This is a genomic window from Jiangella alba, assembly GCF_900106035.1.
Classification (GTDB): Bacteria; Actinomycetota; Actinomycetes; order Jiangellales; family Jiangellaceae; genus Jiangella; species Jiangella alba.
On the sequence record NZ_FNUC01000004.1, the window covers coordinates 1,570,559 to 1,591,690 of the forward strand.

At 73.2% G+C, this 21,132-nt stretch carries 23 protein-coding genes and 1 tRNA gene; 20 read left to right on the top strand and 4 right to left on the bottom strand.

Going from position 1 to position 21,132, the window contains the following annotated elements:
• The first annotated feature begins 25 nt into the window (after window positions 1–25).
• Genes BLV02_RS25090 through BLV02_RS25110 form a run of 5 tightly spaced genes read left to right on the top strand, consistent with a single transcriptional unit; the run spans window position 26 to window position 2,764 of the window.
• On the top strand, window positions 26–556 hold the full coding sequence (locus BLV02_RS25090; RefSeq protein ID WP_069109099.1) for a GrpB family protein: 531 nt from the start codon (window positions 26–28) through the stop codon (window positions 554–556).
• A gap of 27 nt (window positions 557–583) precedes the next feature.
• The gene (locus BLV02_RS25095) at window positions 584–1,333 is read left to right on the top strand and encodes a glycoside hydrolase family 16 protein (protein ID WP_069109098.1); all 750 of its coding nucleotides are present in this window, start codon (window positions 584–586) and stop codon (window positions 1,331–1,333) included.
• Window positions 1,334–1,392: 59 nt separating this feature from the next.
• Complete coding sequence (locus BLV02_RS25100) at window positions 1,393–2,025, top strand: hypothetical protein (protein ID WP_069109097.1); 633 nt, start codon at window positions 1,393–1,395, stop codon at window positions 2,023–2,025.
• A 26-nt stretch (window positions 2,026–2,051) separates the two neighbouring features.
• Window positions 2,052–2,339, top strand: a complete 288-nt coding sequence (locus BLV02_RS25105; protein ID WP_069109096.1) for a DUF1905 domain-containing protein — start codon at window positions 2,052–2,054, stop codon at window positions 2,337–2,339.
• Window positions 2,340–2,362: 23 nt separating this feature from the next.
• Complete coding sequence (locus BLV02_RS25110; protein WP_069109095.1) at window positions 2,363–2,764, top strand: GNAT family N-acetyltransferase; 402 nt, start codon at window positions 2,363–2,365, stop codon at window positions 2,762–2,764.
• On the opposite strand, the gene BLV02_RS25115 is transcribed toward BLV02_RS25110, so the two are convergent.
• On the bottom strand, window positions 2,721–3,455 hold the full coding sequence (locus tag BLV02_RS25115; protein WP_141711349.1) for a hypothetical protein: 735 nt from the start codon (window positions 3,453–3,455) through the stop codon (window positions 2,721–2,723). The genes BLV02_RS25110 and BLV02_RS25115 overlap by 44 nt on opposite strands.
• A gap of 72 nt (window positions 3,456–3,527) precedes the next feature.
• Window positions 3,528–3,601: transfer RNA gene (locus BLV02_RS25120), tRNA-Gly, on the bottom strand.
• Window positions 3,602–3,759: 158 nt separating this feature from the next.
• On the opposite strand from BLV02_RS25120, the gene BLV02_RS25125 reads away from it, so the two are divergent.
• The 9 genes from BLV02_RS25125 to BLV02_RS25165 are packed head-to-tail and all read left to right on the top strand — an operon-like array spanning window position 3,760 to window position 12,293.
• Window positions 3,760–4,431 carry a GntR family transcriptional regulator gene (locus tag BLV02_RS25125; RefSeq protein WP_069109094.1) on the top strand — a complete coding sequence of 224 codons (672 nt, stop codon included), beginning with the start codon at window positions 3,760–3,762 and terminating at the stop codon, window positions 4,429–4,431.
• The gene (locus BLV02_RS25130; RefSeq protein ID WP_069109093.1) at window positions 4,428–6,071 is read left to right on the top strand and encodes a thiamine pyrophosphate-dependent enzyme; all 1,644 of its coding nucleotides are present in this window, start codon (window positions 4,428–4,430) and stop codon (window positions 6,069–6,071) included. The genes BLV02_RS25125 and BLV02_RS25130 overlap by 4 nt, the downstream gene beginning before the upstream one ends.
• Entirely contained in the window at window positions 6,068–7,213 is a 1,146-nt protein-coding gene (locus BLV02_RS25135; RefSeq protein WP_069109092.1) for a mandelate racemase/muconate lactonizing enzyme family protein, read from the top strand. Before BLV02_RS25130 ends, BLV02_RS25135 begins: the two co-directional genes overlap by 4 nt.
• A complete protein-coding gene (locus BLV02_RS25140) occupies window positions 7,210–8,175 on the top strand; it encodes an NAD-dependent epimerase/dehydratase family protein (protein WP_069109091.1) in 966 nt (321 codons plus the stop codon). The genes BLV02_RS25135 and BLV02_RS25140 overlap by 4 nt, the downstream gene beginning before the upstream one ends.
• A complete protein-coding gene (locus BLV02_RS25145) occupies window positions 8,172–8,651 on the top strand; it encodes a RidA family protein (protein WP_069109090.1) in 480 nt (159 codons plus the stop codon). The genes BLV02_RS25140 and BLV02_RS25145 overlap by 4 nt, the downstream gene beginning before the upstream one ends.
• Complete coding sequence (locus BLV02_RS25150) at window positions 8,648–9,697, top strand: TRAP transporter substrate-binding protein (protein ID WP_069109089.1); 1,050 nt, start codon at window positions 8,648–8,650, stop codon at window positions 9,695–9,697. Before BLV02_RS25145 ends, BLV02_RS25150 begins: the two co-directional genes overlap by 4 nt.
• A complete protein-coding gene (locus tag BLV02_RS25155) occupies window positions 9,694–10,230 on the top strand; it encodes a TRAP transporter small permease (protein ID WP_069109088.1) in 537 nt (178 codons plus the stop codon). Before BLV02_RS25150 ends, BLV02_RS25155 begins: the two co-directional genes overlap by 4 nt.
• Window positions 10,227–11,003 carry a creatininase family protein gene (locus BLV02_RS25160; RefSeq protein ID WP_069109087.1) on the top strand — a complete coding sequence of 259 codons (777 nt, stop codon included), beginning with the start codon at window positions 10,227–10,229 and terminating at the stop codon, window positions 11,001–11,003. Before BLV02_RS25155 ends, BLV02_RS25160 begins: the two co-directional genes overlap by 4 nt.
• 3 nt (window positions 11,004–11,006) lie before the next feature.
• Complete coding sequence (locus BLV02_RS25165) at window positions 11,007–12,293, top strand: TRAP transporter large permease (protein ID WP_069109086.1); 1,287 nt, start codon at window positions 11,007–11,009, stop codon at window positions 12,291–12,293.
• Window positions 12,294–12,607: 314 nt separating this feature from the next.
• Here the strand turns inward: BLV02_RS25165 and BLV02_RS25170 are convergent, their stop codons facing one another.
• Together BLV02_RS25170 and BLV02_RS25175 are read right to left on the bottom strand one after the other, a co-directional pair.
• Window positions 12,608–14,560 carry a sensor histidine kinase gene (locus tag BLV02_RS25170; protein ID WP_069109085.1) on the bottom strand — a complete coding sequence of 651 codons (1,953 nt, stop codon included), beginning with the start codon at window positions 14,558–14,560 and terminating at the stop codon, window positions 12,608–12,610.
• Window positions 14,550–15,254, bottom strand: coding sequence for a response regulator transcription factor (locus BLV02_RS25175; protein ID WP_069109084.1), 705 nt, complete (start codon window positions 15,252–15,254; stop codon window positions 14,550–14,552). Before BLV02_RS25175 ends, BLV02_RS25170 begins: the two co-directional genes overlap by 11 nt.
• Window positions 15,255–15,354: 100 nt before the next feature.
• On the opposite strand from BLV02_RS25175, the gene BLV02_RS25180 reads away from it, so the two are divergent.
• Genes BLV02_RS25180 through dcd form a run of 6 tightly spaced genes read left to right on the top strand, consistent with a single transcriptional unit; the run spans window position 15,355 to window position 21,101 of the window.
• Window positions 15,355–16,515 (top strand): hypothetical protein, encoded by a 1,161-nt coding sequence (locus BLV02_RS25180; protein ID WP_069109083.1) that lies wholly within the window; start codon window positions 15,355–15,357, stop codon window positions 16,513–16,515.
• Window positions 16,516–16,544: 29 nt separating this feature from the next.
• Window positions 16,545–17,855 carry an RND family efflux transporter gene (locus BLV02_RS25185; RefSeq protein WP_216093955.1) on the top strand — a complete coding sequence of 437 codons (1,311 nt, stop codon included), beginning with the start codon at window positions 16,545–16,547 and terminating at the stop codon, window positions 17,853–17,855.
• A 17-nt stretch (window positions 17,856–17,872) separates the two neighbouring features.
• Complete coding sequence (locus BLV02_RS25190) at window positions 17,873–18,547, top strand: ATP-binding cassette domain-containing protein (RefSeq protein WP_069109572.1); 675 nt, start codon at window positions 17,873–17,875, stop codon at window positions 18,545–18,547.
• Window positions 18,544–19,827 carry an ABC transporter permease gene (locus BLV02_RS25195; protein WP_216093954.1) on the top strand — a complete coding sequence of 428 codons (1,284 nt, stop codon included), beginning with the start codon at window positions 18,544–18,546 and terminating at the stop codon, window positions 19,825–19,827. Before BLV02_RS25190 ends, BLV02_RS25195 begins: the two co-directional genes overlap by 4 nt.
• Before the next feature lie 28 nt (window positions 19,828–19,855).
• A complete protein-coding gene (locus BLV02_RS25200) occupies window positions 19,856–20,494 on the top strand; it encodes a trimeric intracellular cation channel family protein (RefSeq protein ID WP_069109082.1) in 639 nt (212 codons plus the stop codon).
• A gap of 22 nt (window positions 20,495–20,516) precedes the next feature.
• Window positions 20,517–21,101: a dCTP deaminase gene (gene dcd / locus BLV02_RS25205; protein WP_069109081.1), complete on the top strand. Its 585-nt coding sequence runs from the start codon at window positions 20,517–20,519 to the stop codon at window positions 21,099–21,101.
• The last annotated feature ends 31 nt before the right edge of the window (window positions 21,102–21,132 follow it).

Consider the following 21,132-nt stretch of genomic DNA (forward strand, 5'->3'; position numbering starts at 1 on the left):
GGCCGGGGTTCGTTAGCGTGGCCGGATGGTCATCGAAGTGCGTGAGTACGACCCCGCGTGGCCCGCGCTCGCCGAGGCGGCCGCCGACGAGCTGCGGGCGGCGCTGCCCGGGGTCCTGCAGGAGCTGGAGCACATCGGCAGCACGTCGGTGCCCGGGCTCGCGGCGAAGCCGATCATCGACCTCATGGCGTCGGTGCCCGCGCTGGACGCCGTCACGGCCCGCGAGAACGCCCTGCTCGCGCTGGGGTACCGGCGGCTCGACACCGGCATGACCGGCCGGCTGTTCTACCCGCGCGACGACGCCACCGGCCGGCGCACCCACCACCTGCACGTCGTCACCGCCGACACGTGGGACACCCGCAACGAGCGGCTGCTCCGCGACCACCTGCGCGCCCACCCCGACGCGGCCGACCGGTACGGCGCGCTGAAGCGCGACCTCGCCACCCGCACCGACGACTCCGACGAGTACACGCGGGCCAAGACCGCGCTGGTCCAGGAGCTGGTCGACGCCGCGCGGGCCGGTCGCGGACTCCCGTCGGTGTCCGTCTGGGAGTGATGTCCGGGGGCGGGGCTACGATCTGGCATGGCCGTGCGTATGGAGGAACGGTTCGACGGCGACGACCTCGACACCAGCGTCTGGTGTCCCTTCTACCTGTCCCACTGGAGCTCGCGCGCCGAGTCGGCCGCCACCTACACCGTCAGCGACCGTGAGCTGCGGCTGTCGATTCCGCCGACGCAGGGCCTCTGGTGCGCCGACCGCCACGACGAGCCGCTGCGGGTGTCGGCGCTGCAGACGGGCGCGTTCTCCGGGCCCGCCGGCAGCACCGCCGGGCAGCAGCCGTTCGTGCCCGGGCTCACGGTGCGCGAGGAACAGCCGCCGTTCTGGGGGTACACGCCGACCTACGGGCGGTTCGAGGCGCGCCTGCGCGGCGTCGTCACGGAGCGGTCGATGGTGGCGTTCTGGCTGTCGGGCATCGAGGACCGGCCGGAGCGGTCCGGCGAGATCTGCGTCATGGAGGTGTTCGGGTCCGCCCCGCACGACGTCGGCATGGGGGTGCACGCCTTCCGCGACCCGCTGCTGAGCGAGGACTTCGCGACACCCTGGCTCGACCTCGAACTCGCCGACTTCCACCTCTACGGCGTCGACTGGCGCCCCGGCCGCCTCACCTTCAGCGTCGACGGTCAGGTCGTTCGGGTGGTGCACCAGGCGCCGAGCTACCCGATGCAGCTCATGCTCGGCGTGTTCGACTTCCCCGCCCGCGGCGGCTCCGAAGGCGCCGTCCCCGAGCTCGTCGTGACGCACGTCAGCGGCGAGCCGCTGCCCGCGGTCTAGGCGGGCGGGCGGGCGTGCAACGCTTGCTCGGCGGATCGGCCAGCCCGGCCGGGTGGTGGGTGTCGTATCTGCAGGCCCCGTTCGACCAGGTCGTCGCGGCGGTGTGGCACGGCACGGTGCGGCGCCGCCGCTGGTGGCAGCGCGGCTTGCCGCCGTACCCCGCCTGTCTCGAGGCGCTCGAGCCGTTCACCGTGCCCGTGACGCGCTACCTCGTCGTCGGGTGCGGCGAGACCTGGACGGCGCTGATCGACAACAACGCACTCGGTGGCGAGCCGAGCATTGCGGGCCCCGTCGCGGCCGTGCTGCCCGGCGTCCTCGGGGTGACCGCCCTGCATTCGCCAAGGCGGGGACCCGGGCACGGCGGGACCCAGCTGCGGGTCGCACGGCATGGCGACGCGCCGTCGCAGGTGCAGGAACGATCGCTCTGCGCGGACTGCGCCGACGGCCGGTGGAGCTGGTACGAGGACGGCGACCCACTGCCGTTCGAGCGACCCGAGCTGTATCGGGCCCGCCTGATCAAGCAGCGGTTCAACCGCGCCATCCTGATCGAGTACCTCAGCGCCCTCGGCATCCGCGCCGACGACGACGCGTTCTACGGCGGGCCGGTCGCGATGGTCGACCTGCCCCGATTCGGACGCGAGGTCGTGCGGAGCCGCCAGGAGGCGCTCGACTGGCTCGAGGTCCACGACTGACGCCGGGTCGTCCTTATGCTGATCCGGTGGAGCTGGAGTTCAGCGGCGAGATCTGGCACTGGCGCGGCCCGTCGCCGTTTCATTTCGTCACGGTGCCGGCCGACGAGAGCGCCGAGCTGGCCGAAGCGGCGGCGATGGTGACGTATGGCTGGGGAATGATCCCGGTGAAGGCCCGCATCGACGGCACCGAGTGGACCACGTCGCTCTACCCGAAGGACGGCGGCTACCTCGTCCCCCTCAAGGACGTCGTCCGCCGGGCCGAGAACCTGCGGGTCGGCGACGTCGTCACGATAAATCTGTTCGTGGATGTCTGAGCGGCGCGCCAGGATGGGGGGCCATGACGACCTTCGAGTGGCGCGGCCCGTTCACCAACGCCGAGGCGAACGCCCTGCACGCCGACGCCTTCGACCACCGGCCCTTCGACGACGACTGGCACGCGCAGCTCGACCGCCACAGCGTCGGCTGGGTCACGGCGCGCGCAGACGGCGACCTCGTCGGCTTCGTGAACGTCGTGTGGGACGGGTTGGTGCACGCGTTCATCCAGGACACCGCGGTGGCGGGCCGGGCGCAGCGGCAGGGCATCGGCGTGGGGCTGATCGCCGTGGCCCGCGACAACGCCAGGGCCGCCGGCTGCGAATGGCTGCACGTCGACTTCGCCGACCACCTGCGCTCGTTCTACTTCGACGCCTGCGGCTTCAGCCCGACGAACGCCGGCCTGATCCAGCTGAAGGGGGAGTGACGCCGGCCGCCTCTCTGGTCCGTTCGGGTAGCAGCAGCACGGCGCCGACGAGGAAGCAGATCGCGCCGATGAAGGTCTGCGTGTTGGCCCGCGCCGCGTCGTGCACCTCGCCGGTGAGCGGGTTGATGTAGCCCGCCACGGCCGAGACGCCGAAGGCGATCGAACCGATCAGGTTGGTCAGGGCGATCCACCACGACCACGACCGCGGACGCCAGGCGGCCCAGCCGTGGCAGGCCTCGTACCAGGCCAGGAGGCTGGCGACGAGGAAGCAGACCGAGCCGATCGCGTCGGGTCGCCAGAGGTGCTGGTGCTCGGTCTCGGCGGACAGGTTGGCCGCCATGGCGACGCCCGTGCTGACGTTGAAGTACAGCGTCCCGGCCAGTTGAACGGCGGTGGCCCACCAGTCGATCCGCCCGGGCTGGTAGACGAAGAAGCGCCGGTCCGCCGGGCCGGCGTCGACCGCCTCCCGGTAGGCCAGGAACGAGGCCGACGTGAAGAACAGGGAGCCGACGAAGTAGGTGGCGGTGTCCCACCGGGTCCCGACGGCGCTGACGTACGCGGGCACGGACCCGACCGCGAACAGCACCGACCCGATGGCGAAGAGCACGGCGATCCACCAGCCGCGGGCCCTGGGCGCCCACCACGTGGACCCCGCGGGGGCACCGGTGCTCGAGCCGCTCCGCCTGGACATGGTCCATGATGTCACCGAAACCGACGGTGGAGACCGTGCTCGAGCCCGGGGAATGCGGGGTGCGGCAGCTCGTGGAGCGGGTGACGGGAATCGAACCCGCGTTATCAGCTTGGGAAGCTGGAGTTCTACCATTGAACTACACCCGCAGATGCCGCCCGTAGAGGCGGCACGACGCCGAGCATACCGGTTCTCCTGGGTGGTGCACACATCCCCGGCTGTCGCCGCCGCCTGACGCCGTCTCCACACCATCACGTTCTCGGCTCACCCCTTGACAACCCGGCAAACGATAGATTTTATAAAATCCATGATTGGCGGGAAGGTCTCCAGGGATGCGCTCAGCGACCGGGCCTACGAGATGCTCAGGGCGCAGATCATCGATCACCGGCTGGCGCCCGGCCAGCGGCTGACCATGGAGCGGCTGTCCGCGCTGCTCGACGTCAGTCATACGCCGATCCGGGAGGCGTTGAACCGGCTCGTCACCGAGCGTCTGGTGAGCGTCGAGCCGTACAAGGGCTTCCGCGTCACGGACCTGCTCGACGAGAACGAGCTGCGGCAGCTGTTCGACGCCCGGTCGGTGATCGAGCAGGGCGCGCTGCGCACGGCCGTCGACCACCTCGACGACGAGACGGTCGACGAGCTGCGGCAGATCGTGGAGAAGCTGGACGGCGTCGCGGGGGCGCCGGAGCTGGACATCCAGGCGTTCAACGAGCTGGACGCGCAGTTCCACCGGGCCACCGTCGCCGCGGGCGGGAACATCTTCCTGCTCGACGCGTTCGACGACCTGAAGGTGCACGTGCAGGTCGCCCGCCACTACCAGGGCCGCTCGGTCGGTGAGGCGCGCGAGGCGCAGGCCGAGCACCACGCGATCTTCGCCGCGCTCATCACCCGCGACGGCCCCGCGCTGCTCAGAGAGGCCGCCGCTCACGTCGAGAACGTGTTCCGCCGGCTGCAGCAGCCCGAGGAGGCGCAGCAGTGACGACGACAGCGGCGGCCGCGACGATCGACCTGCTCGCGGAGGCCGGGGTGCGGCGGTTCTACACCGTCCCCGGCGAGAGCTTCCTGGAGCTGATCGACGAGGTCGTGCGGCGCCCGGAGCTGGAGCTGATCTCGACGCGGCACGAGTCCGGCGCGGCCTTCATGGCCGAGGCCGAGGGCAAGCTGACGGGACGCCCGGCGGTCGCGATGGCGACCCGGGCCGTCGGCGCGACGAACCTCGCGATCGGCGTGCACACGGCGCACCAGGACTCCACGCCGATGCTGGTGCTGCTCGGCCAGGTCGAGACCGACCACCTGGGCAAGGAGGCCTTCCAGGAGGTCGACCTGCCGGGGTTCTTCGCCCAGCTGTCGACGTTCGGGGCGACGGTGCAGCGTGCCGACCGCGCCGCCGACGTCGTCGCGCGGGCGTTGGCGATGACGACGTCCGGCCGGCCGGGTCCGGCGGTGGTGGCCTTCCCGTCTGACCTGCTCGGACAACCGGGACGGCCGGCCGGACGCCGGGTGCCGGCTCGGCCCGGGCCGCACCCGGGCCCGGCGGCGGTCGCGGCGGCGGCCGGCCTGCTGGAACGGGCCGCCCGCCCGGTCGTCATCCTCGGCGAGGGCGCGCAGGACGGCCACGAGGTGCTGACCTCGCTGGCCGAGCGGTACGGCCTCGGCGTCTACACGGCGTTCCGCCGCCAGGACACCTTCCCGAACACGCACCCGCACTACCTCGGCCACCTGACGCTGGGGGCGGCGCCCGAACTGCTCGAGCCGCTGCGCACGGCCGACGTCGTGCTGGTGCTGGGCAGCCGCCTGGACGGGGTGACGACGCAGACCTACGCGCTGCCGGCGGACGGGACGCGGGTCGTGCAGGTCGACACCCAGCCGGACACCCTCGGCAGCGTCGTGCCGCTGGAGCTGGCCGTCGTCGCCGACGTGCGCGCCTTCGCCGCCGCCCTGATCGAGCAGGCCGACCCCAGCGAGCCGACGACCGACTGGCGCGACGCGCACGCCCGCTACCTCGCGTTCAGCGACCCGACCGCACCGCACGACGACGCCACCGGCGGCGTCCACCCGGCCGACGTCATGGCGGCGCTGCGGCGCGGCTTCGCCGACGACACCGTCGTCACCAGCGATGCGGGCAACTTCTCCGTGTTCGGGCACCGGTACTGGCGGTTCGAGCGGCCGCGCACGCAACTGGCGCCGATCTCCGGCGCGATGGGCTACGCGGTGCCGGCGGCCATCGGCGCCGCCCTCGCGGCCCGCGACCGGCAGGTGCTCGCGCTGGCCGGCGACGGCGGCTTCCTGATGACGGGGCAGGAGCTGGAGACCGCCGCCCGCTACGGCGTCGAACCGACCGTCGTCGTCTTCCAGAACCTGCTCTACGGGACCATCGCGATGCACCAGGCCCGGGAGCTGCGCCGCACCGGCGGCGTCGACATCGGCCCGGTCGACCTCGCCGGCTTCGCCCGGTCGCTGGGCGCCGCCGCACGCACCGTCACCGACACCGGCCAGCTCGACGACGCGCTGGCCGAACTGCGCCGCGAGGCCGGGCCACGGGTCCTCGTGGTCCGCACCGACTCCGACGTGCTGACGCCGGCCGCCCGGCTGTCCGGCCTGATGGGAGCGCGCGCATGACCGTTCCGCAGATCGCACGCATCGAGGCGGTCGCGGTGCGCGACGCCTTCGCGCCCGACGACGCCTATGGCTCGGCCCGCGGGCTGGTGCACGCCCGCGCCGCGACGCTGGTGCGGCTGGAGACCACCGACGGCGTGGTCGGCTGGGGCGAGGCGTGGGGCTCGTCGCGGGCCACCGCGGTGCTGATCGACGAGCTGGCCGGCGGCCTGGCGGGCGCGCGGCTGGAGCCGTCGGGCAGCTGGCTGACCCGGCTGTTCAACCAGGGCTACCACCACTCCAGCGGCGGTCACCACGTCGCCGCGGCCGGCGCCATCGACATCGCGATGTGGGACGCGCTCGGCCGGACGCTCGGCGTCCCGGTGCACGTGCTGCTCGGCGGCCGCACCCGCGACCGCCTGACGCCGTACGCGTCGGCCGGGTACGTGACACGCGACAACGACCACGGCCGGTTCGCCGACGGCCTGCGCGAACTGGCCGCCGACGGCTACACCGGCGTGAAGATCAAGCTCGGCCTCGGCTTCGACAGCGACGTCGCACGGGCGCGTACCGCCCGCGAGATCCTCGGCCCGGACGCCGCGATCCTGCTCGACTTCAACGGCAACTACACCGCCGACCAGGCCCGCCGCTCGATCGACCGGCTGCGCGAGTTCGCGCCGGGCTGGATCGAGGAACCGGTGTCGCCGGACGACCGCAGCGGCTGGGCGCTGCTGCGCGGCTGCGGCGTCCCACTGGCCGCCGGCGAGGCCGTCTACACCCGCTACGGCTTCCGCGACCTCATCGCCGAGCGGCTGGTCGACGTCGTGCAGCCGGACGTGTCCAAGTGCGGCGGCCTGGGCGAGGCGCGGGTCATCGCGCACCTGGCGCAGACGTGGAACGTGCGGTTCTCGCCGCACGTGTGGGGCGGGGTCGTCGCGCAGGCCGCGTCGGTGCAGCTGCTGGCCGCCGTGCCGGACTACCCGCACGTCGACCACCCGGCGGAGCCGCTGTGGCTGGAGCACGACCGCGGCCGCAACGCGCTGCGCGACGACCTGGCGACCCGCCCGTTCACGCTGGTCGACGGCGCCGTGCTGGTGCCGGACGGCCCGGGCCTGGGCATCGAGATCGACGAGGACGCCCTCGACCGGCTGCGGGTGGACCGATGACCGGCGCCGTCCTCGTCATCGGCGGCACCGGGTTCATCGGCGCCGCGGTCGCCCGTGCCGCCGTCGCCGCGGGCCGGCGCGTGGTCGTCACCGGTCACGACGCGCCCGGCGGCCCGGCGCTGCCGGACCTGCCCGACGGCGTCGGCCACACCGTCCTCGACGTCACCGACCGCGCCGCCGTCGACGCCGTCCTGGCCGACACGAACCCCGCCGCGATCGTCCACCTCGCCGCGTTCGGCGTCGGCGCGTCGGGTCTCGCCGCCGGCGCCCGGCGCCGCCCGGCGCTGGCCGTCGACGTGAACATCCGCGGCCTGGCCAACGTCATCGAAGCCGCGGCCGCGCACGGCGTCCGGCGGCTGTGCTGGTCCAGCAGCAGCACCGTCTACGGCCCGGCCGCCGGCCGCGGCACCGTCGACGAGGACGCCGCGCTGACGCCCGACCTCGTCTACGGCGCCACCAAGGTCGGCGCCGAGCAGTTGGCCCGCGTGCTGGCCGCCGACGTCGGCCTGCCCGTCACCGGGCTCCGGCTGCCGCTGGTCTACGGGCCCGGCCGCTGGTACGGCGGCAGCCAGGAGACGCTGGTCCGGTTCCTCGCCGACCTCGTCGCCGGGCGCCCGGCCCGCATCGAGGCCTGGACCGGGACCGCCGACTGGATCCACGTCGACGACGCCGCGGCCGCCCTGCTGGCCGGCGTCGAGACCGACCCGCCCAGCCCGCTCTACAACGTCGTCGGCCACCGCGGCGGCCTGGCCGAGCTGGTCCGGGCCATCGTGGCCGCGAGCACGACCGGCCGCGCCGAGGCCACCGTCGTCGAGATCCCGGACGGCGCACCCGACCTGCCCCTGATGGACGACCGCCGCATCCGCGCCGAGCTGGGCTTCTCGCCCCGGTACGGCACCGCCGCCTCCGGCGCGGCGGACTACGCGGCGCGCCTGTCGCCCGACACCGAGGAGGACCTGTGACCGACAGCCCCACCGCCCGACTGCGCGAGCTCGGCCTGGAGCTGCCGCCTGCGGCCACGCCCAGCTTCGACTACGTGCCGGTCACCGAGCACGCGGGCGTCCTGTACGTCAGCGGCCAGCTGCCCAAGGAGGACGGCGAGGTCCGCATCACCGGCCGGCTCGGCGACGACGTCGACCTCGAGACCGCCCAGCGGGCCGCCCGCATCTGCGTGCTGCAGGGCCTGGCCTGCGCGGCCGAGCACGCCGGCGGCCTCGACCGGATCGGCCGCGTGCTCCGCGTCACCGGCTTCGTCGCCGGCACCCCCGACTTCCACGGCCAGCCGCGCGTCATCGACGGCGCCAGCGAGCTGATCGGCCAGATCTTCGGCGACCGCGGCAAGCACGCCCGGTCCGCCGTCGGCGTGGCGGCCCTGCCGCGCCGCTCACCCGTCGAGATCGAGTTCATCCTCACCGTCACCTCGGGAGGCACCGCATGACCCGCATGAAGACGCGCACCACCCTCATCGCCGCCCTCTGCGTCGTCGCCGCGTCCGGCTGCGGCTTCGTCACGGGCGACGACGGCGGCAGCGGCGGCGGCGACGCCGCGGAGTGCACCGACCAGGAACTGCGGCTGGCCACGATCCGGGCGGAGTCCGACCCGGCCACGCTGGCCGCGGAGAAGTTCGCCGACCTGGTCGACGAGGGCACCGACGGCCGGCTGAGCGTCCGGGTGTTCCCGAACAGCCAGATCGGCGGCGTCAACGACATCTTCGCCGGGCTCAGCGCCGGGCAGGAGGTCGACCTGTTCTACGAGGGCATCAGCATCTACCCGACGCTGGAGGGCGCCTCGGCGTTCACCATCACCAGCGTCCCGTTCCTGTGGGACAGCTACGACCAGCTGCTCGGGGTGCTGCGCACCGACCGGTTCGGCGAGCTGCTGGACGAGGCGGCCGAGGCCACCGGCGTCCGCGTCGTCGCGATCGAGGGCGACGCGGAGCCGCGGGCGCTGTCGGCGAACCGGGCGATCGAGACGCCGGCGGACATGGAGGGTCTGAAGCTGCGCATCGCCGAGGCGCCGATGCCGCAGGCGTTCGCCCGGGCGCTCGGCGCCGAGCCGCAGGTCGTCCCGCTGGCCGACCTGTACCTGGCGCTGCGCCAGGGCGTCGTCGACGCGCAGGAGAACGGCTCGATCACCATTGTCAACCAGAGCCTCGACGAGGTGCAGGACTACTACATGCCGACGGACTACATCCGCGACGCGCGGTCCTGGTACGTGTCCGACGACTGGTGGCAGGGCCTGTGCCAGGACGACAAGGACGTCGTCGTCGACGCCGCGCACGAGGCCGGCGAGCTGGACACCGCCGAGGTGCAGAAGCAGATGGACGAGGCCATGGCCACGCTGGAGCAGTCGCTCACCGTCGTCCAGCCCGACGTCGAGGCGTTCCGCACCGCCGTCTCGGAGACGTTCCGTCAGTTCGACGGCGACCTGTGGCCCGAAGGCCTGCTGGACGAGGTGGCCGAGCTGAAGGAGCAGGCGCCGTGACCCCCGCCGCCGGCCCGCGCGCGACCGGGCGTCTCGCCGCCGTCGCCACCGGCCTCGGCCGGGTGACCGCGTGGGCCGGCGGGCTGGCCTTCTTCGCGATCTTCGTCGTGAACCTGGCCCAGATGGTGGCCCGCCAGATCGGGCACGGCTGGTTGTGGGTGACCGACCTGAGCCAGCTGCTGCTGCTCTGGACCGTCATGCTCGGGTCGGTCGCGGCGTACTGCTTCGCCGAGCACATCACGACCGGCTGGCTGGACTCCAAGCTCACCGGCCGGCCGCTGCGGGTGCTGCTCGTGGTGCTGCGCGTGGCCGAGATCGGCTTCTTCGCGATCGTCGTCGGCGCCGGCCTGTCCGTGGCGCGGGCCCGCGACCACATCCCGTACGTCCAGCTCGGTGTGCCCACCTCGTGGGCCTACGCCGCCATCCCGGTGGCCGGCGTGCTGCTGCTCGTCGCGGCCGTGACGATGCCGCTGCGCGCGCACGGCTTCCCGCCGCCGGTGCCCGAGTCCGACCTGGAGAGGAGCCCGGCATGACCCGGCTCAGCGACCTGACCACCACCGAGTTCGCGGCGCTCGCGGCGGACGCGAAGGTGGCCCTGATCCCGGTGGGCGCCACCGAGCAGCACGGCCCGAACCTGGGCATGGGCATCGACTGGCGGGTCGCCGCGGAGATCGCCGGCCGCGTCGCCGACGAGGTGGCGCCGCTGGCCGTCGTCACGCCGCCGCTGCCGTTCGGGCTGTCCGCGCACCACCTGTCCTTCCCGGGCACGCTGAGCATCGGCGCCGACGCGTTCCGCGCGGTGCTCACCGACGTCGTGCTGAGCCTGCGCGCGCACGGCCTGCGCAAGGTCGTGTTCGTCAACGGGCATCGCGGCAACGAGAACGTGCTCGGCGTCCTCACCACGGAGCTGACCTACGAGCACGGCGTCGAGGCCGCGTCGGCGTTCTGGATGACGCAGGCAGCGGACACCGTCGCCGCGCATCGTCAGACGGCCCGCTGGGGGCACGCCTGCGAGGTGGAGACCAGCGTCGCGCTGGCCGTGACGGCGGACCTGGTCCGCCCGGACGCGCTGGAGGCCGGCGACCACGTCGACGACTACGGCGCCTTCGAGGACAACTACGAGCCGTTCGCCGTGACGGTGCCGCGCTCGTTCGCGTCGCGGACCCGCAACGGCGTGTTCGGCGACGCCCGCCTGGCCAGCCGCGAGGCGGGCGAGGAGATCGTCGCGGCCGCGGTGCGCCGGACGGCGGAGTTCGTCCGCGCGTTCGCGGCCCGGCCGTCGCGGCTCGAGGCGGACGGGGACTGAGCCATGGAGACCATCGTCCTGTTCCTCACCCTGTTCGCCTGTATGGGGCTGGGCCTGTCGGTCTGGATCTCGATGGGCGTGGCCGCGCTGGTGACGATCGGCGCGCTCGGTCTCGGCGACGCCACCAGCCTGCCGACGGCGATGGCCAAGGGCATCGGCAACTTCGAGCTGCTGGCGATCCCGTTCTTCATCCTCACCGGCGAGCTGCTCAACCGCACCGGCATGACCGAGCGGATCCTGCGGCTGATGATGTACTTCCTCGGCCGCTACCGCGGCGGCCTCGCGTACGCGTCGGTGGGCGTCAACGTCGCGGTGTCGGGCGTGTCCGGCAGCGCGCCGGCCGACGCGTCCGCCGTCTCGTCGGTAATGCTGCCGGCGATGAAGAAGGAGGGCTACCGGCCCGAGTTCGCCGCCGCCGTGAACGCCAGCGCCGCCGTCATCGGGCCGGTCGCGCCGCCGAGCATCCCGATGATCTTCGTCGCGCTGGTGACGAACCTGTCCGTCGGCAAACTGTTCCTCGGCGGCGTCGTGCCGGCGCTGCTGCTGGCCGGCTCGATGGTGCTGCTGATCATGTGGAACGCCCGCCGCGGCCTGCTGCCGCAGACGGAGCGGGTGCCGCGCCGCGCCGCCGACCTGTGGCCGCTGACGCTGGCCGCGCTGCCCGCGCTCGGCGCGCCGGTGCTGCTGATCGGCGGCATCCTCACCGGCTTCGCGACCATCACCGAGCTGTCCATGCTGGCGGCGGCGTACGTGCTGTTCCTGGGCCTGGTGGTCTACCGGACGCTGACGCCGCGCGACCTGCTGCCGCTGTTCCGCGACGGCGCCGTGTTCAGCGCGACCATCATGATCCTGTTCGCGGTGGTCGGCGCGTTCTCGTACGTGCTGACGGTGGGCGACCTCGCGACCGGGCTGTCGTCGCTGGTCGAGAACCTCAACGTGGGCCCGGTGGCGTTCATCCTGCTGGCGATGCTGTTCTTCCTCATCGTCGGGATGCCGATGGACGCGGTGCCGGCGATCCTGATCTTCCTGCCGATTCTGCTGCCGGTGGCGACCGAGCTGGGCATCGACCCGATCCACTTCGGCGTCATCGTCGTCGTGAACCTCATGCTCGGCCTGCTGACCTGGCCGGTCGGCGCGCTGCTCTACGTGCTCACCAAGATGAGCGGGGTGTCGTTCGGGAAGCTCAGCGTGGCCGTGCTGCCGTTCCTGGCCGTGATGATCGCCGTGCTGTTGCTGCTGGCGCTGGTCCCCGGCCTGGTCACCTGGCTGCCGGAGGTCGCCTTCGGCTGATCAGGTGGCCGGGCCCGGGCTTCGCGTTGGCCGGCGTTCCGTGCGCTGACGAACCGCGCGCCGTGGTCCGTCCCCCTGGCGCCAGGGGGACGGGGGCAGTCTGGGCGTGCCCACGAGACGAGTGAACCTGCCGACCTGGGGCGACCTCGATAGCCAGAATCCCGCGAACAGCCCGAAACGGCGTCCGGAACAGCACTCTCGCTAGTGAAGACCACGTGCACCGGCAGGAACGGCGGACCCGGGCGGGCTGTGCCCGCTTCCCCCGTCCTCCTGGACGTCGACGTCCTGCCGTCGTCCGCCGCGGGCGGGACTGATCAGGTGGCCGGGACGGGCGCGTGCGCGGGCAGCCGGACGGTGAACGTCGACCCCGCGCCGACCATGCTCGACACCGTGACGCTGCCGTCGTGCGCCTCGACCAGGTGCTTGGTGATGGCCAGGCCCAGGCCGCTGCCGCCGGTGGCCCGGGTGCGGGAGGTGTCGGTGCGGTAGAAACGGTCGAACAGGTGCTCCAGGTGCTCGGGCGCGATGCCGGGACCGTCGTCGCGCACGGCCAGCACCACCTCGTCGGACACCGCGTCGCGCGACACCCGTACCAGCACGGTGCTGCCGGTGCCGGAGTACTGGACAGCGTTGGCCACCAGGTTGCCCAGCGCCTGTCGCAGCCGCACCGGGTCGGCGTCGGCCTCGACCGACGGCGGCGCGGCCACCACCAGCTCCACCTGCGACGCCGACGCCGACGGCTGGTGCGCGGCGACCACCTGGCGGGCGAGGTCGGCGACGTCGATGGTCTCGCGGTGCATCCGGAGCATGCCGGCGTCGGCGAGCGCGAGGTCCTGCAGGTCGTCGATCAGCCGCTGCAGCAGCGTGGACTCCTCCAGCAGCGACGACACCAGCTGCGGGTCCATCGGCACCACGCCGTCCTCGGCCGCCTCGAGGTAGCCGCGGACGTTGGCCAGCGGCGTGCGCAGCTCGTGCGCGATGTCGCTGACCATCGCCTTGCGCTGCCGCTCGTTCTCCTCGATCGACGACGCCATGGCGTTGAACGCGTGGCCCAGCCGGGCCACCTCGTCGCTGCCCGTCACCTGGACCCGGGTGCCCCGTCCGCCGGACGCCAGCCGCTGGGCCGCCTCGGTGAGCGTGCGGATCGGGTGCGACAGCCGCCGGCCGGCGAAGACGGTGATGCCGGTGGCGGCCGCGAGCACGCCGAGGCCGGTCAGTACCGTACGCACCCACCCGTCGCCGGAGAGCGCGTCGAACCGGTCGGTCGAGCCGATGTACAGCAGCGCGGGGTCGGCGAGGAACGGCTCCATCGCCTGGTCACCGGCCATGGTGGAGCAGTCGTAGAACTGGTCGACCTGCGCCTCGTCGCCGGAGTCGACGGAGAGCTGCACCAGCCCGGTCTCGGCGACCGTGGGCAGGGCCACGATGCCGGCGTCGGCGAGGCACTGCTCGGTCAGCCGCACCTGTTCGGCGTTCAGCGCCTTGCTGGCCGCGCTGGCCTCGGACAGCTCGGGCGGCACGCAGCCGCGGACGGAGTCGTCGACCTTCGTCGACTCCGTCGGCAGGTCCAGGACGCTGGTGAGCGTGTCGGTCGTCGCGCGCAGCACCGCCCCGTCGGGGCTGACGATGAGCCCTTCGCTGCCGAGGTCCTGCAGGCAGGCGTTGGCGTCGGCGACCAGGCGCTCGCGCGCCCTGGCCTCCTCCTTGGTCAGCCGCCAGTCCAGCGGAGTCGACATCGGTGCGCCGAGGCTGACGAAGCTGGCGTCCATGCCGGTGATGCTGATCGTCTCCTCCAGCGGCGTGGCCTCGCCGCCGGGGGGCGGTGTCGCCTCCTCGGCCACGAGACCGCTGGACCAGGTGCCGGCGAACGGCACGGCCGACGCCATCGAGAACTCGCCGGCCATGACCGAGATCGGCGCCATGGCGTCGACCTCGGCGGTCGGCGTGGACGGCAGCGGTGGCGCGTCGCCGCCGGAACCGGCGGAGTCGGCCAGCACCTGGCCGTCGGCGCCGGTCAGCGCGACCCGGCTGCCCGTCGCCCGCGCGAGCTCGCCGACGAGCTCGCCGACGTCGTTCCACGAGTCGTTGCTCTGCGCGTACGCGATGAGGTTCTGGTAGACGTAGCTGTCGGCCTCGAGGGTGCGCTCGAACTCGCCGCGCAGTCGCTGGCTGGTGCTCTGCGTGGTGAGCCAGGCGGTGGCGGTGATGGAGATGACCGCCACCCCGAGCGAGAGCACGAGCAGGCGGACGAACAGGCTACGACGCATCGCGCACTCCCGGTTGATCGGCCATCTTGTAGCCGACGCCGTACACCGTCAGCAGGAACGCCGGCGCCGCCGGATCGGCCTCGAGCTTGCGCCGCAGGTTCATGACGTGCACGTCGACGGTGCGGTCCAGCGCGTAGTGGTCGAAGCCGAACGCCTGCTCCAGCAGCTTCTGCCGCGGGAACACCCGCCCGGGCTCCGCGGCCAGGCAGGCCAGGATCTTGAACTCGGCCGGCGTCACGTCGATCTCGCGGCCGTCGACGAACACCTGGTGCCGCGCGGTGTCGACCACGAGGTCGCCGATGCGCAGCCGGGAGTCGGCGGCCCGGTGCCGGTCGGCCCGGCGCAGGATGGTGCGGACCCGGGCGACCAGCTCGCGGGGGCTGTACGGCTTGGTGAGGTAGTCGTCGGCGCCGAGGTCGAGACCGAGCAGCAGGTCGTCCTCGGTGGACCGCGCGGTCAGCATGATGATCGGGGTGTCGGACTCGGTGCGCAGGATGCGGCAGACGTCGAGGCCGTCGACCCGCGGCATCATGACGTCCAGCACCAGCAGGTCCGGCTGCCGCCGCCGCGCCTCGTCCAGGGCGGCGCGGCCGTCGTGCGTGATGACGACGGAGTGGCCCTCGCGTTCGAGGTAGCGGCGGACGAGCTCGGCCTGTTTGACGTCGTCCTCGGCCACGAGGATCCGGGCTCCCATGACATTCGAGTGTGGCAGGAAGCTGTCAGGAACCTGTGAAGAGCGCGGATCTGACGGCTCCTTCACAGGTTCTTCACAGCGCTGATCGCACCCTGCTGGCATGACGAATTGGCGAGCACGGGCCCGGCTGCTGGCGTACGCCTGCGTGGCCGGCCTGGTCCTGACCGGCTGCGGCGACGACGACGGCAGCGGCGGGCAGAACGACGGGGGCAACGGCACGTCGGGCCAGTCCGGCGACGGCGAGGAGCTGAGCCCCCTGGAGCAGTACCTGGGTGAGGACTCCGGCCTCGGCGGCAGCGGCGGCATGACGGTCGCCTTCTCGATGGCCGACCTCGGCGAGGACGAGCGCCAGCAGATGCGGCAGGTCGAAGAGCTGGTCGCGTCCTGCATGCAGGAGGCCGGTTTCGAGTACATCCCGGCCGACCCAGGTGGCGGCGAGGGCGGCGACGACCCGTTCGCCGACGCCTACTCCCTGCCGCCGGACGAGTTCGCCCGCGAGTACGGCTACGGCATGACCACGCTCATGGACCCGGGCAAGGAGACCGAGACCGAGGACACCGACCCGAACAAGCCGATCCGCGACGGCCTGTCCGAGGCGGCGCTCGAGCAGTACAACCGCGCGCTCTTCGGCGACACCGTCGAGATGAGCGGCGGCGGCGCCGTCGCCATCGCACCGGGCGACGGCGAGCAGTCGGCGCCGCAGGACCAGGGCTGCTACGGCGAGGCCAGCGCCGAGGTCTACGGCGACGAGGGCCTCATGGGCGACTTCGACATGAGCGAGTTCGAGGGCCTGTTCGAAGACCTCGACGCGCTGCGTCAGCGCGTCGAGAGCGACCCGCGCATGGTCGAGGCGACCGAGGCGTGGGCGGCATGCATGGCCGAGGCCGGCTACAGCGAGTTCGACACCACGGGCCAGCCCGAGGAGACGGTCATGAACCGGATGAGCGAGCTCTACGGCTGGGACTCGGAGTCGCCGACCGAGCCTCCGAGCGGTGAGGACGACGGCGAGGGCGACCCGAGCGTCACCATCGGCGGCGGCGGGGAGGACATCGACGAGGCGGCGCTGGCCGAACTGCAGGAGTACGAGATCGCGGTCGCGACCGCCGATTACGACTGCGAGCAGCAGGAGTACGCCGAGGTCCAGAAGGACGTCGCGTGGGGCTTCGAGGAGGAGTTCGTCGACCAGCACGAGGCCGAGCTCGAGCGCTATCGCGACGCGATGGCGGAGGGCCCGGCGGGTAGCGCCGGTGGCATCGGGTGAGCCGAGCACGCAGCCGGACCCTGCTCGTCGTGGGCGGTACTGCCGTCATCGCCCTGGGTGCCGGCATCTTCGCCGGCACCCGCATCACCTCGCCCGCCGACGCCATCGCGCGGACGGCCGCGCCCGAGGCGTCCGAGGTCACGGTGCCGGTTGAGGCCCGCACGCTCAACAGCGAGGTCGTCACCCGCGGCGACGTGTCCGCGGCCGGCGCCGTCGACGTCAAGCCGGAGACCGGCGGCCTGGAGACGCCGCCGATCGTCACCGGCCAGGTGCCCGAGGTCGGCGCCGAGATCGCCGAGGGCGCCGCGCTGCTGGAGATCGTCGGCCGGCCGCTGATCGCGCTGGCCGGCGAACTGCCCATGTACCGGTCGCTGCGCCCGGGCATGAGCGGCCCGGACGTCGCACAGCTGGAGGTCACGCTGGACCGCCTCGGGCTGGACCCGGGCGAGGTCGACGACGAGTACACGCTGTCGACCGGCAACGCCGTGGCCGACCTGTTCGAGCGCATCGGTTACGAGGCGCCGGCTCCGGACCCCGGGGCCGAGGCCGAGCTCGACGCCGCCAACGACGCCGTCGAGGCGGCCGAGGACGCGGTCGAGGACGCCGACGACGCGCTCGACGCCGGCGACTCCGCGACCGGCCCGGACGGCGCGCCCGTCGACACCGACGCGCTGAAGGACGCGCTCGACGAGGCCCGCGAGCAGCTCGCCGACGCACGCACCGCCCGCGACGAGGCCGCGGCCGCCGCCGGCACCCCGCTGCCCGCGTCCGAGGTGGTGTTCGTGCCGAGCCTGCCGCGCCGGGTCGACGAGGTGCACGTGCGCCGCGGCGGCCAGATCGACGGCGCGGCCATGTCCGTCAGCGGCGCCTCCCTCGTCGTCACGGCGAACGTCGACAAGGCCGACTTCGAGCTGCTCGCCGTCGACCAGCCCGTCTCCATCGAGTTGCCGACCGGCGAGCAGGTGCCCGGCACCATCACCGCCATCGACGAGGCCGAGGGCGAGGGCGCCTCCGGCTGGAACGTCACCGTCGCGCCGGGCGAGCTGACGCCCGAGCAGGCCGAGGCGCTGCGCGGGCAGAACGTGCGCATCACGGTGCCGATCGAGAGCACCGAGGGCGACGTGCTCGCCGTCCCGCTGGCGGCGCTGACCGCCGGGCCGGGTGGCGAGTCGCGGGTCGAGGTCATGCGCGACGGCGTCGCCGAGCTGGTCGAGGTCGAGGTCGGCCTGACCGCCCAGGGCTACGCCGAGGTCACCGCCGTCGACGGCACGCTCGCCGCGGGCGACCTGGTGGTCGTCGGCGACACCGGCGACGACTCCGACGACGGGGGCGACGAGTGACGCCGCCGGTCGTCGAGATGAGCGGCATCGGCCGGGTGTTCCCCGGACCGCCGCGGGTCGAGGCCGTCCGCGACGTCGACCTGTCCGTCGCGCAGGGCGAGTACCTGTCGATCATCGGGCCGTCCGGGTCGGGGAAGTCGACGCTGCTGAACCTGCTCGGCCTGCTGGACCGGCCGTCGCACGGCGTCTACCGGCTCGACGGCGTCGATGTCAGCACGCTGTCCGAGCGGCGCCGCACCCGCGTGCGCGGCGAGCGCATCGGGTTCGTCTTCCAGGCGTTCCACCTGCTGCCGCACCGCAGCGTGCTGGAGAACGTCGAGCTGTCGATGATCTACCGGCGGGTGCCGCGCAAGGAGCGCACGGCGCGCGCCGTCGCCACGCTCGAGCGGGTCGGGCTCGGGCACCGGCTCGACTTCGACCCGATCACGCTGTCCGGCGGCGAGCGGCAGCGGGTGGCCATCGCCCGCGCGCTGGTCGCCCAGCCCAGCCTGCTGCTGGCCGACGAGCCCACCGGCAACCTCGACTCCGGCAACGCGGCGTCGGTGCTCAACCTGTTCGACGAGCTGCACGCCGAGGGCATCACGCTCGCCGTCATCACCCACGACGACGGTGTCAGCGCGCGGGCGCAGCGGCGGGTCCGCATCGTCGACGGCGTGATGTCCGACGTCGTGCCGGCCGGGGTGGTCGCGTGAGGCGGCTGCGGTTGCCGCGTCCCCACCTGCCCGGGCTGCGGCGCCGGCGCGCGGGCGGACGGCAGCGGCTGACCGGCCGCGGCCACCGGATGCGGATGGCCGACCTGTTCGGCGAGGCGCTCGCCGGGGTGGCCGCCCGGCCGTCGCGGCTGGCGCTGACCACGCTGGGCACGGTGCTCGGCATCGCGGCGATGGTGGCGACGATCGGGCTCGGGCAGACCGCCGCGGGGCAGATCACCGACCGCTTCGACGCCGTCGCGGCCACCCGGGTCACCGTCGCGGCGGGTGAGACCGACGGCCCCGACGGCGAGGTCGCGCTCACGCAGCTGCCGTGGGACGCGCCGGAGCGGATGCTGCGGCTGGCCGGCGTCGCGTCGGCGGGCACGTTCGCTGGCGTCGACGTCGGCGGCGACGCCGTGCGCGGGGTGCCGTACGGCACGCAGGAGCAGGTGGTGCCGGTCGGGGCCGCGTCGGCCGGGCTGTTCGAGGCGCTCGGCGCGCGGCTGGCCGGCGGCCGGTTCTTCGACGAGGGGCACGACGCGCGCGGCGACGCCGTCGTCGTCCTCGGCCGGTACGCCGCCGACCGCCTGGGCATCAACCGGGTCGACTCCCAGCCGTCGATCTTCATCGGCGACCGCGCGTTCACCGTCATCGGGATCCTGGACGCCGTCGACTACCGCACCGAGCTGCAGGACTCCGTGATCATGCCGATGACGACCGCGCGCGAGCTGTACGAGCTGGCGGCGCCCGAGGCCCTGGAGGTCCGGACGGACGTCGGCGCGGCCCAGCTGATCGGCCGGCAGGCGCCGATCGCCGTCGACCCCAACAACCCCGACCTGCTGGACGTCAACGCGCCGCCGCCGCCCGGCTCCATGCGCGACAACGTGTCGGCCGACGTCAACGGGCTGTTCCTGGCGCTCGGTGGGCTGGCGCTGCTGGTCGGCGGGCTGGGCATCGCGAACGTCACGCTGCTGTCGGTGATGGAGCGGATCTCCGAGATCGGGCTGCGCCGCTCGATCGGGGCCGGGCGGTCTCACGTAGCCGGGCAGTTCCTGATCGAGAGCGGCATCGTCGGGCTGCTCGGCGGGCTGGTCGGGTCGACGGTCGGGGTGCTCGCCACGGTCGGGGTGTCGGTGGTGCGCGACTGGACGCCGCTGCTGGACATCCGGCTGGCGCTGGTGGCGCCCCTGCTCGGCGGGCTGATCGGGCTGGTCGCCGGCGCCTACCCGGCCTGGCGGGCCTCCGCCGTCGAGCCGATAGCCGCGTTGCGCACCGGGTAGGTCCGAGACGCTGCGCGATGCTGGGTCCGTGGAGATCTTCGCGGAGCGGACCCAGCTCGCGCTCGACCTCGTCGGAGTGTTCTTCTTCGCGGTCACCGGCGCGCTGCTGGCGGCGCGGAAGGGGTTCGACGTCGTGGCCAGCGCGCTGCTGGCCGGGATGACGGGCCTGGGCGGCGGGGTGGTCCGGGACGTCATCATCGGGGTGCGGCCGGCGGCGCTGGAACACCCGGTGTACCTCGCGCCGGTGCTGCTCGCCGTCGGCGTCGTCTACCTGTACTACCCGCACGTCTCGCGGTTCCGGCGCACCCTGCTGCTGTTCGACGCGGCCGGGCTCGGCCTGTTCTGCGTCACCGGGACGGCGAAGGCGCTGGCCGCGGACGTGCCGGCGGTGTCGGCGGCGCTGCTCGGCGTGACCACCGCGGTCGGCGGCGGCCTGCTGCGCGACGTCGTGGCGCGCGAGGTGCCGTCGCTGTTCCGCTACGACGACATCTACGCGCTGCCCGCGATGGTCGGCGCCGCGGCGACCGCCGTGCTGTGGCGGCTCGACGCGCTGTCGGTCTGGACCGGCGTCGCGGCGAGCGTCGTGACCTTCACGCTGCGGGCGCTGGCCCTGCGCTACAGCTGGCGCGCGCCGCTGGCCTACCGCCGTCAGGCCCCGGACGGCTGAGCGCGTTCGGTAGTGTCCCCACATGCTGCTCTCCGACCGGGACATCCGCGCCGCCGTCGAGTCGAAGCGGGTCGTGCTCGACCCGTTCGACCCGGAGATGATCCAACCGTCGAGCATCGACGTCCGGCTCGACCGCTACTTCCGGGTGTTCGAGAACCACCGGTACCCGCACATCGACCCGGCGGAGGAGCAGCCCGACCTCACCCGCATGGTCGAACCCGACGGCGGCGAGCCGTTCGTCCTGCACCCCGGCGAGTTCGTGCTCGCGTCGACGTACGAGGCGGTGACGCTCGGCGACGACGTCGCGGCCCGGCTCGAGGGGAAGTCGAGCCTGGGCCGGCTGGGGCTGCTGACGCACTCGACCGCCGGGTTCATCGACCCCGGCTTCACCGGCCACGTCACGCTCGAGCTGTCCAACGTGGCGACGCTGCCGATCAAGCTGTGGCCGGGCATGAAGATCGGCCAGCTGTGCTTCTTCCAGCTGACGTCGCCGGCCGAGGAGCCGTACGGGACCGCCCGGCACGGCTCGCGCTACCAGGGGCAGCGCGGCCCGACGCCCAGCCGGTCGCACCTCAACTTCCACCGCACCCGGGTCGACGGCGCGTAGCGGTTACCCGCGAGTAATGTGGGTCGTGAGA